Genomic DNA, 16,192 nt, shown 5'->3' on the forward strand with positions numbered 1-16,192 from the left:
ATCAATACTTACACATTCCTGATCAAGATCTATTCATAGGCATCTAATTTGATATCAATACGAATTCGTACTAATAATGATGGTGTCAATTCACTACAATGTATGGGAGGGAGAACATGACAGATGATCGAGCGGACATACGAAGGTTGATGATCGCACTCAATCAAATCGATGGCATCTATTATTACATTGCCAAAAAAGCGGGGACAAAAGGAAATATGATTTTTCTTCTCTATGCCCTTAGTGATGGCCAACCTCATAGTCAAAAACAAATTAGCGAGGAATGGTTAATCCCCAAAACTACGATCAATACGGTCGTAAAAGAGTGTATTCAAAAAGGATATGTGAAAGTTTCGGCTCTAGAAAAGAAAGAAAAAAAGCTTGAACTAACCGAAACGGGCAAACAATATACACAAACGATATTAGCCCCACTTTTTGAAACGGAACATCAAGCTTTAGATCAAACGATCAAAAATTATTCGCCTGATTTTATCGAGGCTCTTGAATACTTTTCTTGTCGATTGATTCAACAATTCACGACATCACTTGGAGATGAAGAACATGAATGATCAATCGACTTATTTTTCGCAAGAAAAACCGACAAAAGTATTCCTTCATTGTGCACTTCCTGCAATGTTCAGTATGGTATTTAGCGCTATATATGTCATTGCCGATGGCATTTTTGTTGGACAATTCGTTGGCGAAAACGCGCTAGCGGCCGTCAACTTAGCAATGCCTCTAGTGAATATTTCCTTTGCGATCGCCGATATGATTGCAGTTGGTTCTGCTGTTGAAATTGCGATGCTGCTTGGGCAAAAAGAGCATAAACAAGCCAATATCATGTTTAGCGTTTGTGTCAAAATGACATTCGCTGTTTCCGTTGTGATTGGCCTACTCTTTCTCTTGTTCACTAAACCCATCTTTATGTTAATGGGAACAAGTGGACAAGCGCTTGAATATGCATATCAATACATGCTGATTTATGCGTTTTTCTCACCACTAACCATGATTTATTATGCAGCGGACAACTATTTACGCATTTGTAACCGGCAAAAATACAGTATGATTTTAAACATCTCCACCGCGTTATTAAACATCGTTCTCGACTTTCTTTTGATCGTTGTGTTTGATGGTGGTGTTTTAGGTGCTGCTTTTGCAAGTTGCATCAGTATGGCGATTGGTAGTTTCTTTTCCCTACTACCCTTTGCGCGAGGCAAGTTAGAACTTCGCTTTACACGCGGAAAGATTGGTGCCAAACAATTTCTTTCCTTACTTGCGAATGGTTCCTCAGAATTTTTCAGTAATATTTCTGGCTCCATTATGGCCTTTATTTTGAACCTTGTATTGATGGATCTTGGTGGGACAAGAGCTGTGGCCGCAATGTCGATCGTATTATATGTCGATAGTTTAATGGCGACGATGATCTTTGGAATGTGCGATTCCATGCAACCACCGATTAGTTATTGCCATGCTGCCGGACTCAAGAAACGAGTGGCTTCTTTTGAAAAACGCGTGTTAGGTTTTGCAGCTCTATTATCGTTGATCGCATTTGTGCTCTTACGTTATCACAACGATCAAATCATCCCTTTATTTGCAAATTCGCAAGATTTGGATCTAATCCAATTAGGGGAACAAGCGATGAGCATCTTTGCCTTCTCTTATTTAGCAAACTGGATTTCTCGTTGTCTTTCGAGTTATCTTACGGCTTTGGGAAAAGCTGTCCAATCGTTTATTACCTCGATTTGTGGAACTTTGATTTTCCCACTTGTCGGTTTAGCGCTATTAGCACCGACTTTTGGATTTAATGGGGTTTGTTTCATGCCTGTCCTTGCCGCTATATTCAGTGCTGTTTTAGCCATTGTTTTAGCCATTTCAGCGACACGAAAAACTTATCCAGCTCAATAATCCTTTTCTCTAACAAAATTCAAGACTGACGATTTAATTGGTCGCCAGTCTTTTCTTTTTCTCTTGTTTTTGAAATGATCAAAAATCCAAAACCCGATCTAAAAAGGCTGAATATTCATATAACCTCTAGATCACATCAATCTTAGCTCAATTAGATTTCGTGCAAAACCGGTGTTAAAAACAGGTGATTTGGACATATCTATGCCAATCGTTTTTAGATAAAAAGCAAAAAAACTCCCTTTGCCAGAACTTGTCGATCGTATCGACAAAAGTCTTTAAAAAGGGAGTATTTTATTGCATGTTTTAGGCCTAGAGCACTAACACTTTTTAATGATTTGAATGATATATGCAATTTCATTATCATCAAATTTGATATAAAACTCATCTTCGATGAGACTTAAAACTTCACATAAATCATTGTATAATCGCTTGTTTTTGCTGATGAGTTCTTTTGCGTTAACATTTCGCGTTGATCTCTCATCATTTTGCAAGCGATAAGTTGCACAAGCTAAATGCATGAACAAGCCAACCTCTTGGTCTGATGAAAGGCCATGTGTGACTTTGCGAATTTTCATGATTGTTTTTGGTAAGACTTCTTTTAATAAATCAAAGTCAAATCCTACCAACTCTTCTTTTAGATATTCATAGATGGCATCGTAATTGACGGACATCACTGATTCAACCGAACTAGAAGACAACAACAATTCTAATTTATCTGGCGAGGTATCAAATAACTTAGAAATCGGAATATAAGGAATTCCATATAATTTCGGATCATAAACACCAATGACACAAATCACTTTTTGATTTTTTTGAATCTGATTCACTTTCTTCAATAAATACTCATGATCCGATATTGCCATCGGGATAATCTCCGTATTTTCTAAATACACATGTTGCTCAATGTAGTTTTTGATTTGGACAGCGGCCCCATCCCCAGTCATACATAAAGAAATAATCACTTGTGGTTTTTCTTGTTTTTGGTATGACTGTTCAATTTCTGGATACATCGATTGATACGAATTCATTACATCGTTATAAATATCATCTAACGAGTTATGGCAACTTGCTTTTCGTGAACAATCCAGAGCAATTAAAGTTGCCGGAATGCAGAACGTTTTGATATTGATTCCCGTTTCCTTAGAAATCATTTCCGCCATCGTTTTCAAAGACCCCATGTCATAGAGCATCAAAATCCCTTTACCTTGATGGATTTCGACAATTGTTTCACTTAACTCTTCATACACTTTTTGCATGTCTTTATCGAGCGATAAATCAAAAGAGAAAATATTTCCCTCATTGACTAACGTATTTGCGACTTCGACAATACTGCTTGCTGTACTGTTACCATGCATGGCAACCAAGACAACAGGTTTTGGCTCCTGGATTTCTTCAATCTGTTCTCTCGAGATAAACATCGATAAAAAGACAACTTCATCGATCGCAATTTTGATATCAAATTCTTTTTCCAATAAAGAAGTAAACTTTGAACAAAAGATATATTCTTCATTGTACATTTTGATCGCAGTAACGATTTGTTCGTTCGTCATTTTTTGGGATGTTCCCTGTCGTTCAATCATTGCTGATAGATGCAAGCACATTCCATAAAAGACGGAGTTGGAATAAATTCGATCAAAACGAATCGAAGCGTCTTTTAAAAATTGATCAACTAAGCCAATGATTTTCGGATCTACTACTTTGGCAATAATATCTTTATCAATTTCTTTTTGTTCAATATTCGAATTTAATTTTTGGAATCCGTAATCCAAATCTGCGTGAAGAATTGTCATAATGTCTTGATCTTCCACACCATGCGATTTCAATTCTTCTACTTTACGGTCGATCATATTGTAGTAGTTATCGTCTGATGCGATAGCATTCTCATCCTGACTTGCATTCATTTCTTGACTAGAGAAACTATAAAGATAATTGTCGGGAATAATCTGTTCAATTTGCGTTCGATATTTTCGATAAGACAAAAAGCCTTTGCGAACGTAATTTGGAAAATCATGAATGTTTAATTCAATTTGGCTATCTTCTTTATCAAAATTTCGGGCATAACCATTGGCACAACCTAATTGAATATCCATTCTCAATTGTTTGATATTGAGCTGACATGGATACAACATTAAGCAGCGCAAAACTTCCGAGTTGATCTTGATGTTTTTATGAATACATTCAACTTCTTTTTGGAAAAACAATTGAATCAAATCGAGTCGTTCTTCAAAGGTTCGATTGGCTAAAGATGGCAAATCGATCACGACAGAAAACTTCGATCGATACAAGCTCAAATAAGAAGGATTAATCGAATCATCAATGGAATACACTAAAATCATATTGCTCGAAGAATTTTGTGCCATTTCCACATAATTGAGCAATAAATTTTGAATGTCGTGGTATAGCCGATTAATGTGATCGATAAATAACACGCCACCTTGGGCTCGTTTCATAGCGCCAAATTCTTCAGACAGAAAAATGTCACGTATTTTTTCGTTCGATTCTTCCGCTAAATATTTGCAATTGATTTTGACAAATGGGGCTTCATCGTCAATCACATGGTTTTCTTTCGCATATTCATAAATCAACTTGGCCAATAAACTTTTTCCGGAACCATCTGGTCCAGTGATCAAAAGGGGAAGTGAATGTCCGGGATACATCAAAGCTGCTTTAATTAACTGAACAGTTTGTTTTAAGCTACCATCGCTTCCAATCATTGTCTGAAAACAAGATTGGTCTTTTTCCTTCACCAATGAGTAATACACTGGTCTTCCATTCGTTTTCTTCACACGATTTTCTTTTGCCAATTCATTTAATAATTTACTCAAATTCGAACGCTGCATTTGCAAGGCTTCCGACAATTGTTGCGTCGTAAAATGAACTTCTTCTTGCGTAGCTAAAACTTGTTTTTGCATGTATTCCAAAACAACATCTTTAGATAATTTCATATTCCCTTGCCCCCTTTCTTAACCCAATTGATTTCCATTTCGCTTTAGCGAGAATAAATCGTGTTTCCATCGACGATTGTTTCTGTGACTTGAATGGTTTCGAGTTCGTCTACATCAACTTTAAATGGGTCTTTTTCTAAAATTGTAAAATTGGCTTGTTTTCCTTTTTCAATGCTACCTTTTCGATCTTCTTCATGATATTGATAAGCCGCATTGATCGTAATCGCCTTAAATGCTTCTAAAACAGAAACGCTTTGTTCTTGAGACAGTGCAACCCCATTTTTAGTCACACGCTTAACGGCGCATGCGATTGTCTTCATCATATCGGGTGCAAGAACTGGTGTATCTTGGTGGAATGTGTAAACAAGATGAGCGTTAATGGCATCTTTTACTGGTGACATACGGCTTGCTCTTGGATACCCTAAATTTTCGATATGGATATCGCCCCAATAATAAGTGTGCGCCACAAAGAAACTTGGAATCATGTCAATCGCATTCATTCTTTTTAACTCTTCATTGCCAACAAATTGCGCATGAATCATGACTGGACGATAAGTTTGTTCGACATGGTCATCATGACGCACTTTTTCAAATGTATCCACATATTGTTTTGCTGCAGCATCCCCATTACAATGCGCTAACAGTTGCGCTTGATCTTCTAAAGCACGATGAACTAATTCATATAAATGTTCATCACTATGAACTGGATAAGCACAATCATTAGAGTTTGTGTATGGTTCTTTCATCCATGCTGTTCTTCCTTGTGGAGAACCATCTAAGAAAATTTTATAGCCTCCTAAACGGAAGTGATTGTAATATTGGTGTTTTTGTGGGTCATTCACATAGAGCTCACGGCTGTTTTCTAAATCGATATAACCAACTACATCCATTTTAAGCGCTTTTTCATGTGCTAATAATTGATAGAGTGGATAAAGTTCTTTTGTCACCATTCCATCTTGGATCGTTGTAATTCCATATTTAGCGTATAGATCTTGCGCTTTGGCTACATTGGCTTTTAAAACATCGAGATCAAAAGAAGAAATCGATTTTTGGAAATCGATAAACGCATTTTCTTCCATATATCCGCTTAAAGAATGATCTGCAAATCTGCCATATTTTCCACCTTGTGGATCCGCAACATCATCGTGAATATTTTGTTTTTTCAATCCTGCGGAATTGACTACACCCATGTGATTTGAAACATGGACTAACAAGATCGGAATATCCGTGCTAATGCGATCTAACACAATACGATCTGGATGCGCTTTTTCCGCTAAGAAGTTATGGTCATAGTTGTTAGCCACAACCCATTCTCCCGCTTTTACATCGTGCTCTTGAATAAACGCTTTGATCGCTTCTTCAATTTCAGCAAATGAATAACATTGCGAAAGATCACATTGGGATAATGCATTGGCACAACCAACAAAGTGAGAATGGCCATCAATAAAGCCAGGGAACATCACGTTTTGGTTTAAATCCACTTTTTCCCCTTGCCAATCGGTTGGTACTTCTTGATACACTTCAATGATTTTGTCATCTTCAATGGCTACTGCTTGTGCAGTTGGATGGTTTTCATCCATCGTATAAATCGTTCCATTAAAATATAGTTTTTTCATGAATGTCTCCTTATAGTCGAACTTCATAATTTCCGAGCACTTGATCTTGTTTTGTGATCGTCACAAATGCATCGGGATCTTTTTCTTTGAGTTTTTCTTGGAAAATTCGTACTTCATATTTTGATAAAACACTATACATGACATAAGTATCGTTCTCTGTATATCCCCCGACACCATTCCAATACGTCACTCCACGATGTAATTCATGAAGAATCATTTCGCAAACATCTTTATTTTTCGTAAAGATCAAGACGCTTGTATTGATGTTTTGGAGATGGGTTTTATCGATTGAGAACGAATAAATCATAGAATATACAATCGAATAAATCGCTACAGGAAGCTCGAATAAAATTGCACACATCGTATAAATCATCGCATTGATGATCAATGTGAATTTACCCACGCTAAAATCTTTCTTTTTCTTCGTGAAGTACAACCCTAAAATATCGAGTCCGCCACCAGAACCTCCCGCTTTTAAGGTAATGCCTACACCCGTTCCGGCAAGGATTCCCCCCATCAAACAAGAAATTGCATATTCATTGAGAATTGGCGTTTGTGGAATCGGTAAATAGGTAAAGATAATTGTTTGTGTCACTAAAGAAAATAGTGTTTTAAAAAACAATGTTCGTCCAAAGGAGAAGAAGGCCAACATCAAAAGTGGGATATTTAAAAGAAAGTTCAAAATCCCGGCAATGTCAAAACCAACATTTAAATCAAGTAAAGTACGGATAATCTGAGAAATTCCGACCGTTCCTCCGTTATACAAACCAAGGGGAACAATAAACCAGTTTAATCCAGCACAAAACAAAAAGGAACCCGCTAAGATTGTAAAATAACTATTTATTGTTTCTTTTTTCATACTAAAGAAAAAGCGAAAGAAACTTTCGCTTTTAATCCACATCCTCTCCGTTTGATTCAATGACTTTTTTGTACCAGTAGAAGGAGTCTTTTTTATAACGTTTCAGGGTTCCAGAACCATCATTGTTTTTATCCACATAGATGAATCCATAACGTTTTTTCATTTCTCCTGTAGAAGCACTCACTAAATCGATGCATCCCCAGTATGTATAAGCCAGCAGATTTACGCCATCGTTTACGGCATCTTTCATTGCTAAGACATGTTCTTTTGTATAAGCAATACGGTATGGGTCATGGATTGAACCGTCTTCTTCTAATTGATCCACTGCACCTAAGCCATTTTCAACAACCATTAATGGGAGTTGGTAACGGCCATAAAGTTCGTTTAATAAATAACGAAGACCTTGTCCATCAATGCTCCATCCCCATTCACTGTATTTCAAGTAAGGGTTTTTAGCACCTGTAGAGAAATTTCCTTTTGCTTTTTCGGCATTTGGATCAACTGTTGTACATCCAGTGGAGTAATAAGAGAAAGTAACCATATCAACTTTTCCTTCTTTTAAATCCACTAAATCTTGATCTGTAATGTCGAGTTTTGCATCAAATTCATTCCATAAACGTTGTGCAAAATATGGATATTCACCACGAGCCATTATATCGCAGCAGTAGTAGAAATCATCTTGTTGACGTTTTTGGTTTGCAATAACATCATCTGGATGACAACGTAATGGATATGAAGTTACACCGGCAACCATTGTTCCGACTTTCATGTCTGGATCAATTTCATGAGCAGCACGAACAACACGCGCACTAGCAACGAATTGGTGGTGTAATAATTGTAAATCGTCTTTTACTTTTTCTTTTGGATAGTTTGGCACAAAGCTGCGAATCAATAATGGGCTATTGATTTCGTTGAAAGTCAGCCAGTATTTCACTAATCCTTTGTATTCATTAAAGAGAACACGAGCGTATTTTTCATAGAGATCGATTAATTCTCTGTTTCCCCATCCGCCTAAATCTTCTTCAAGATAAACTGGAAGATCATAATGGTAAATCGTAACTAAAGGTTCGATATCGTATTTTTTCAGTTCTTTAAAAACATTGCGATAGAATTCGATACCTTCTTGGTTTGGTTCGTCTTCAATTCCTTTTGGGAAAATTCTTGCCCAGGAAATGGACATTCTGAAAATCTTAAATCCCATTTCTGCAAAGAGCGCAATATCTTCTTTGTAATGATGATAGAAATCAATACCTTCATGGCATGGATAATAGTATCCATCAAATACGGCACGATGAGCTCCTTTTGGAAGTTCTTCAAACATAACCGCTTTTTTCTTTTCGCCCTCTTTTGTTACGTAAGTTGTATAACGAGGTTCTGTTAAAGTTCCTGCTGTACTTGCATCAGTGACGGTCATTCCTTTTCCGCCAACATTCCAAGCACCTTCACATTGGTTTGCAGCCGTAGCTCCACCCCACATAAAATCTTTAGGAAAAGCCATAAGTTTTTTGTCCTCCTGATTCAACTTATTTTTCTAAGAATTCAACTAAATCACCGTCATTGATCAGTTCCATCATTTGATATTCATCTTCATCTAAATGACCGATTAAATTTCTTGTTCCATCATTGACGATTGGGATCCGAACAATCTGGATTTCTCCAGCATAGTGTTTGTAGTTGTCATTCACGAGAACGACATCGCCGACTTCAAACATGTCTTGATCCACTTTTCTTGGTGCTAATACTTCATTTGGCTGGCTATATTTAAAGCGAGCAATACGTGTACGCCAGATCCATTCTGAGCTGTCGCCCATTTCTAAGTGAGGGAAGAAATCGAATAAGACTTCTTTTTCTTTCTCTGTGATGTTTTCATCTAATGTCACACGGAGTCTTTTGATTGGTTTATCTAAGCTGATAATTCCATGATCGACTAACATTTTTAATGTTGGATCCAATTCGCCGGACAGTTTATCACTTTCTTGGAGCACTTCTTGAAGCTTTTTGAATTCTTCTTCCGTTGCAAATGCGTTTCCAATTAAGATATCATCCACATCCCCTGTCGCAAGTAACATTCTTGCTTGTAAATCGATTGGCAGTTTGCGCAATCTTTCAACAGTTGGAAGACCTTCAGTCGCATCCCAAACACCATGTGTATTTTCGGCAGTTGAAGAAATAAAAGCTCCAATTCTTAAATCTCTTGAACAAGCTTTTAATTCTTTATTTTTGGCAACAAATTTATTCCATTTCATTGCCGTATATCTTTGTGGATAGAAGTTATGGCAAACTAAGAAATCTTTAGGGCAGATTCCTACTTCCATTAATCCTTTGACAATGACTGGAGAGTTATTGAACTCAATGACAATTCCATATGGATTTCGAACTAAATCTGCATCCCCTTGTGGTCCATAGCTGAGGTCCATACGAAGGATGTCGACATCAATGCTCTTAAAGACGCTTAAATCTTGAGGTGTTGCCCCCATTTTTTCAAAGCACATTGGGTTAACGTCTAAAGACACTTTTAAATTATTTTTATGGGCAGCGACGATGAGTTTTCTAAAGTATTCCAATACTTCTTCTTTTGTTCCTTCAACAGAGAACATACTTGAGAATACTCTGGATACGCCATAGCGTCCGGCAAGTTCAAAATAAGCTTCAATTTCTTCTAGTGATTTTAAATCTGGATATACGGAAATTCCTAATTCATGTTTCATCGTAATCATCTCCTTATCGCTTTCATGCTTCATCCCTATTCTAATCATGTCCTTTGCATGACTACGAATAATTTTAAGTCCCTTCTATCCTCATGATAAAAGGGACTTAATGGTTCAAAATTCTTATTCTTGTGCTTCAGCTTCTTCTTTAGCGATGCATTGTTTTTCGTAAATTTTGAAGAATGGGTAGTAGATCAAGAATACAATTGGGAACATTAAGAATACAAAGACAACGTTTCTCCAGTCTAATGTAGACATGAACTGTTGAATTCCGACTGGCAATGTAGTCATGATCAAGATTTGTGGTACGGACATCAAATTAAATTTGAAGCCAACATACATGAATCCCATAACAACTAAAGAGTTCAAAATGAATGGGATTAATAATACTGGGTTATATAAGATTGGGAATCCAAAGATTGCAGGTTCGTTAATGTTGAATAAACCTGGTACAAATGATGCTTTAGCAACAGCACTGATTTGTTTAGATTTGGATTTCAATCCCATAATGCAAAGTGGCAATGTGTTACCAGAACCACCAAGAATTGTTAAACATCCATATAAGAATACTGGGTTAAATACTAAAGGTTGACCTGCTGCAGCTAATTCAGCGTTTGTTGTATAAGCAGCGATGTAGATAGGCATAATTGCTGTGAAGACAACACTTCCACCGTGGATACCAAAGAACCAGCTCAAGCAGAATAAAATAACAATTACGATCATTCCAAGTGGTGAAACGAGGTAGGATAATGGAGTGGCAATAATTGTTGTGATCAATGTACCTAAAGTCATTGCACCGTTTGTCAGGTTAGAAATTAAGATTGCTAAACCATACCAAATTAAAATATTGATTCCGGATGGAATAATGGAGTTAAAGCTGTTTAAGATCCCTTCTGGTACAACATCTGGCATACGAATGATCCAGTTGTGATCAACAGAGAATTTTGTGATACGAACAGAGATCAATCCGATCAATATAGCAACGAAGATTCCGTTTGCCCCTAAAGATCCAACATTTAAAGCACGAACTGTTTGACCTGATTCAGTTGTTGCTGAAATCAATGGTGAACAAACTAAAATGAAGCATACCATGGATGTGAATCCAGATTGAAGTTGTGCTTTAACACCTAAACGTTTTGCATAGCTATAAGCTAATGTAAAGGACATGAACAACCCTAACAGTCCCATTGTTAATTCATATGGCATGTAAAGAAGGTCATAAATTGGAGTTCCCGCTTTCCAGCCAAATAACATACCACCAACGGCACAAATAATTTGAACAACCGCACCGATCATGATGAGGCCCATTGTTCCTCCCATACCTTGGCTAATTGTTCCAAATGCAGGGCTTTGTGATAACTTCGCACTAAAACCCTGAACTTTTCGCATAAATCCGCTATTCGCGAATTGTTCTAACTTGCTATTCACTTACTCTTTCCCCCTTCAATCTTGTTTTTATTTTCCCGTGATTTTGTGGGCTAATTCCATTACTTTATCTGCATTTCCAACAGCGTAGTCTAAAGATGGAATAGATGCAGCTGGAATGGATAATACTTTTTTCAGTTCATCTAAACGGTAAGAAACCTGTGGGCCAATTAATACGCAATCGTAATCGTTTTGATAACCTTCAACGTTACCTACGATATCGCCAACTGGTACAGCGTTGATTTTTAATTCTTCGCCTTGGCTTTCGCAATATTTTTCAATTTTTTTCATTAAGATACTTGTGGATAAACCTGCGCCACATGCTAATAAAATTCTCATTTTGTTCTCCTTTGAAAATTACTTTTCTAATCTTTTGTATAATTCGATCATTTCTGCAACCATTTCTTGAGCTAACATACTTGTCATTAAATGGTCTTGAGAGTGAATCAACAATACGTTGATTTCTGGTTTTTCACCATTTGCTTCTGCTACCAATAAATCTGTTTGACCTTGGTGTGCTTTTGTAGAAGCTTCTTGGCTTTCTTTCATTAAACGGTCTGCTTCTTCAAAATTATTTTGTTTTGCCGCCTGTAATGCTTGGAATGCCAAAGATCTTGCATCTCCTGAATGAGCAATCAAAGTCATTGCGATCATTTCTGTATTCATTTGCCTACCTCCTTTTGTTTTTTGTTACAGCCTCATTATAGGTAGAAGTGTTCTGTCAACAAAATGAGGTTTGTAAGCGCAAAAACCGATTTTTTATACACTACAAGCCAATTTTTCACATTCAATTCTTTTTGAGCAGTCAAAATGCTCCTTTTTCAGAATTTAAATCGCAAAGTTATACATTAAACAATGCACAGTACGCTAATTTGACGAAAACTAAAGATACAGATGAAGCCGAATTCATACACAATTTAATTTCAAATCTTTTTTTTACACTAAAATATCGATCGTTGACACCTATTTGCTCACTCTATTCTGTATTCCTATTTATACGCAAAGCAGTCACTCTTCTTTTTTCTTGTCTTGATCTTCTTTAATATAGAAAGAGGAACGGATTTATCGTTTCAATTCAAGCAAAGTGTGTAAAACTGGGGGGCAATATGGTTAAGATTTTTCTTAAACAATCAACCCTGGTTGTGTTAGTATTCGTTTATGACGAAAAAAACACTTTTACTGGGCATCACATTGTTCTCAATGTTCTTTGGTGCCGGAAATTTAATCTTTGCGCCTTATCTTGGTGCCCAATCTGCGAGTGATGCTTGGTTAGCTCTTGCAGGCATGCTCACTACTTCTGTTTTAATGCCTGTTTTAGCGATCGTGATTATCGCTCCTTATCAAACTGCGAATAACATGATTAGCCGAATTTGGAAACCACTTGGCCCAATCTTCATGACCCTTGTCTACTTACTCATTGGACCTTGTATCGCCATTCCGCGAACTGCTTCGACCGCTTTAGAAATGTGGACTTGGCTTGTTCAAGGACAATGGGCGACAATTCTTTGGATTGTCCTTTTCTTTAGCGTGGCATTAATTATGGCTATTCGCCCAGGCAAACTAAAAGATATTTTAGGTAAAGTGATGGGGCCGATCTTAATTGTGCTGATCTTGCTCGTTTGTATTCCTTTATTATTCAATGAACCCCAAGTGGTTGCAGCCGGAGGAATTTATGCATCGAATCCATTTTTCACAGGACTCAATGAAGGATATCAAACGATGGATATTTTGGCGGCCTTCTGCTTTGGCATCATCATCGTGATGAATATCAAAAAATTAGAGATTAAAAAAGAGAAACAAACCTTAGCACTTTCCGCAATCATTGCCGGAACGCTTTTGGCAAGTCTCTACATTTTATTAGCCTTTACTGCCTCACAAAACAGTGGCATATTCCAACCTCTGTCTAATGGAGCCCAAATTCTTTCTTTAGCCGCTTCCATGACGTATGGAAGTTTTGGCCAAATTTTATGTGGACTCATCTTCTTGATCGCTTGTTTGAATGTTTGTTCAGGATTGTTAGCTTGTTGTAGTGAATATTTCCATGAACACTTCCCTGTTCTCTCCTATTTCCAATGGCTGATGTTATTCACCATTGCCGGAGCGATTACGGCTTGCACTGGTTTAGATTCGATTTTAAGTTGGTCAGGAACATTACTATCCTATATTTGTCCGCTTTCTTTAGTACTTTTGGTCTTTGGCGTATTCTTTTCCATTAAAGATCGTCGTTCTCAAACAAAATAAATTTTTCCAATAAAAAAAGGTTTTGAATGCTCCTATTCAAGGATCTTCAAAACCTTTTTCTTTTTGGTTGATTGTTTATGCCGAACGTAATGTCGCTTTGCATTGGTTAACAATCGCATCGATAATCGAGTTGAAAATCGTTGTAATTGTCTTATCGTCTAACGTTTGGACATCAGATTGGAATGTCATCGTTAAAGCGATTGATTTTTCATGTTCTCCAACGTGTTCTCCTTGGTACACATCAAAGACATCGACATTTTTAACGATCGATTCTTTACCGAGTTTTCCAGAGCGTTTGATCACTTCAACAATTTTACTTGCTGGTAAATCTTTTTCGACAACGAAAGCTAAGTCACGATAAACTGCTGGATATTTTGAAACTGGAGTAAAGCGGATTTTTGATTTTTTCGTCTCTAAAATTTGATCGAGATCTAATTCCGCCATCACTGCATGTTTTAATCCGACTTCATTAGCATAGAGTGGATGAATTTCACCCATTAAACCGATGAGATCTTTTCCAATATATACTTCTGCCGAACGTCCTGGGTGGAAGTGAGTTGTATCTTTTTGGTTTGGTTTAAAGAATAAACGATTTTCGCTAATTCCGGATCGTTCTAAAATCGTTTCGACTAAACCTTTCAAGGTATAGAAATCAGCTGGAGTAGATGTTTTTAACCAACGGGTTTCGTTCATTGCGCCAGTTAACACGATTGCTAAATGTTCAATGACACCTTGAGTTGAAGTCAGTTCGGAGATTTCGAACATGTTCACACCTTTATTGCCACGAGAATGGTTATAAGCAGCACTTTCTAATAAAGAAGGCAGAATGGAAGTTCGTAAATAACGACGTTCTTCAGAAAGTGGAGTTGGTAATTCTAATGCATCTCCAGTCGAGAAAATTGCATTCTCTTTTTTAGTAGAAGAAACAAGGGTATACGTAATTGCATCTTGCAGACCATTTTCACAAAGGAAAGTCTGGATGAAACGACGTTGACGTTGTTGTGGATTCAATTTTCCTTCTGTCATTTCCATAACAGGAAGTGTAGAAGGTAAGCGATCATAACCAATCATTCGGATCACTTCTTCAGAAAGATCCGCCATTCCTTCTAAATCTAGGCGAGTAGATGGAACTTTAACGGTAATGGTTGTACCTTCTACAGTTGGTTCAAGATTTAAACGTGCAAATACATCAACGATTTCTTCTTTCGCAAAGTCAGTTCCTAAACGATGGTTTATCTGTTCTACTGTGCAAGTAATTGTTTTTTCTTCGTAATGATCACAACCAAATTCAACAGTTTGTTCGAAGTCTTTGGCATCTGCATATTGGATTAATAAATCCACAGCGCGATCGATCGCTTTTTTCGCAGCTAAAGGTTCAATTCCTTTTTGATAACGAATCGAAGACTCTGTATTTAAGTTTAAACGACGTGCTGTATTTCGAATGGAAACGTGATCGAAGCTTGCACATTCAATAATAATCCCTTGCGTATTGTCTTCAACTTTAGAGTCATTGCCACCCATTACACCACCAATACCGATTGGTTGACCATTGCTGGTGATGACCACATCACCAGATTGTAAGTGATAAGTTTCTCCATCTAAAGTTGTGTAATCTGTATCTAAGTTATCTTTAACCGTGATTTCTTGGTGTGGTAATGCATTTTTGTCATAGAAATGCATTGGCTGGCCTGTTTCTAACATCACGATATTGGAAATATCGACAACGTTATTAATCGAGTTCATGCCAGAAGCACGTAATAATTCTTGCATCCATTTTGGAGATGGTTTAATTGTGACACTGTTCACGACTTTGCCATAGAAATGAGGACATTTTTCAGTTTCGGATACGATTTTTAATTGAGTTGGCACATCGCTTGCAATATCAGCCGCACCTGCAACTTCTGGTAATTGGCAAGGAATATTTAAGATCGCTGCTGTTTCGCTTGCCATATTCCAAGCGGCTTGGCAATCCGCACGGTTTGGTGTTAATCCAATATCTAATACAGTATCGTCATAACCTAAATAACCAAGTGGATCCGTATGTCCTACTGGCGCATCTTGATCTAAAACTTCAATTCCCGACAGTTGTGCTTCACTTAATGTATGTTTATCTACACCAAGTTCTGCTAAAGAACAAATCATACCGTCGGATACTTCACCACGAATTTTTCCAGATTTAATTTCTCCACCTGGTAATTTTGCCCCTGGTAAAGCGACGATAACTTTTTGTCCGGCAGCAACGTTTGGTGCACCACATACGATTGGACGAACTTGATCGCCTGTATTTACTGTTGTGATATGTAAGTGATCGGAATCTGGATGATCTTTACAAGTCAAGACTTCTCCAATCACTAAATTTGTTCCTTGAGAAAGAGGAACGATATCTTCGACTTCAAATCCAGCATTCGTTACAGTTGTCGCAATTTCATCCATGGAACGCTGACCTAAATCCATGTAACGTTCAAGCCATTTTTTTGAAATTTTCATGACACG

The 16,192-nt window shown here is 37.3% G+C and carries 12 protein-coding genes; 3 read left to right on the plus strand and 9 right to left on the minus strand.

Features of this window, described 5'->3' with window-relative positions:
• Positions 1 to 116: 116 nt before the first annotated feature.
• A complete protein-coding gene (locus ALLST_RS0106190) occupies positions 117 to 569 on the plus strand; it encodes a MarR family transcriptional regulator (protein ID WP_019893248.1) in 453 nt (150 codons plus the stop codon).
• The gene (locus ALLST_RS10315) at positions 562 to 1,905 is read left to right on the plus strand and encodes an MATE family efflux transporter (RefSeq protein ID WP_019893249.1); all 1,344 of its coding nucleotides are present in this window, start codon (positions 562 to 564) and stop codon (positions 1,903 to 1,905) included. The genes ALLST_RS0106190 and ALLST_RS10315 overlap by 8 nt, the downstream gene beginning before the upstream one ends.
• Before the next feature lie 317 nt (positions 1,906 to 2,222).
• On the opposite strand, the gene ALLST_RS0106200 is transcribed toward ALLST_RS10315, so the two are convergent.
• From ALLST_RS0106200 to ALLST_RS0106235, 8 genes are all read right to left on the minus strand, one after another.
• Positions 2,223 to 4,850: a PRD domain-containing protein gene (locus ALLST_RS0106200; protein ID WP_019893250.1), complete on the minus strand. Its 2,628-nt coding sequence runs from the start codon at positions 4,848 to 4,850 to the stop codon at positions 2,223 to 2,225.
• Positions 4,851 to 4,894: 44 nt separating this feature from the next.
• Positions 4,895 to 6,466: an amidohydrolase gene (locus ALLST_RS0106205; RefSeq protein ID WP_019893251.1), complete on the minus strand. Its 1,572-nt coding sequence runs from the start codon at positions 6,464 to 6,466 to the stop codon at positions 4,895 to 4,897.
• Between the two features lie 10 nt (positions 6,467 to 6,476).
• On the minus strand, positions 6,477 to 7,367 hold the full coding sequence (locus ALLST_RS0106210) for a YitT family protein (RefSeq protein WP_019893252.1): 891 nt from the start codon (positions 7,365 to 7,367) through the stop codon (positions 6,477 to 6,479).
• Complete coding sequence (locus tag ALLST_RS0106215) at positions 7,357 to 8,823, minus strand: glycoside hydrolase family 1 protein (protein ID WP_019893253.1); 1,467 nt, start codon at positions 8,821 to 8,823, stop codon at positions 7,357 to 7,359. Before ALLST_RS0106215 ends, ALLST_RS0106210 begins: the two co-directional genes overlap by 11 nt.
• A gap of 25 nt (positions 8,824 to 8,848) precedes the next feature.
• Positions 8,849 to 10,033: a MupG family TIM beta-alpha barrel fold protein gene (locus tag ALLST_RS0106220; protein ID WP_019893254.1), complete on the minus strand. Its 1,185-nt coding sequence runs from the start codon at positions 10,031 to 10,033 to the stop codon at positions 8,849 to 8,851.
• A 123-nt stretch (positions 10,034 to 10,156) separates the two neighbouring features.
• On the minus strand, positions 10,157 to 11,461 hold the full coding sequence (locus tag ALLST_RS0106225; protein WP_019893255.1) for a PTS sugar transporter subunit IIC: 1,305 nt from the start codon (positions 11,459 to 11,461) through the stop codon (positions 10,157 to 10,159).
• Between the two features lie 27 nt (positions 11,462 to 11,488).
• Entirely contained in the window at positions 11,489 to 11,797 is a 309-nt protein-coding gene (locus ALLST_RS0106230; protein WP_019893256.1) for a PTS sugar transporter subunit IIB, read from the minus strand.
• An 18-nt stretch (positions 11,798 to 11,815) separates the two neighbouring features.
• Positions 11,816 to 12,124, minus strand: coding sequence for a PTS lactose/cellobiose transporter subunit IIA (locus ALLST_RS0106235; RefSeq protein ID WP_019893257.1), 309 nt, complete (start codon positions 12,122 to 12,124; stop codon positions 11,816 to 11,818).
• A gap of 492 nt (positions 12,125 to 12,616) precedes the next feature.
• On the opposite strand from ALLST_RS0106235, the gene brnQ reads away from it, so the two are divergent.
• Complete coding sequence (gene brnQ, locus ALLST_RS10320) at positions 12,617 to 13,699, plus strand: branched-chain amino acid transport system II carrier protein (RefSeq protein WP_019893259.1); 1,083 nt, start codon at positions 12,617 to 12,619, stop codon at positions 13,697 to 13,699.
• 75 nt (positions 13,700 to 13,774) lie between these two features.
• Here brnQ and pheT read toward each other — a convergent pair whose 3' ends face one another.
• Complete coding sequence (gene pheT / locus ALLST_RS0106245; RefSeq protein WP_019893260.1) at positions 13,775 to 16,186, minus strand: phenylalanine--tRNA ligase subunit beta; 2,412 nt, start codon at positions 16,184 to 16,186, stop codon at positions 13,775 to 13,777.
• Between the last annotated feature and the right edge of the window lie 6 nt (positions 16,187 to 16,192).

Origin of the sequence: Allobaculum stercoricanis DSM 13633 (genome assembly GCF_000384195.1) — a bacterium.
Classification (GTDB): domain Bacteria; phylum Bacillota_I; class Bacilli_A; order Erysipelotrichales; family Erysipelotrichaceae; genus Allobaculum; species Allobaculum stercoricanis.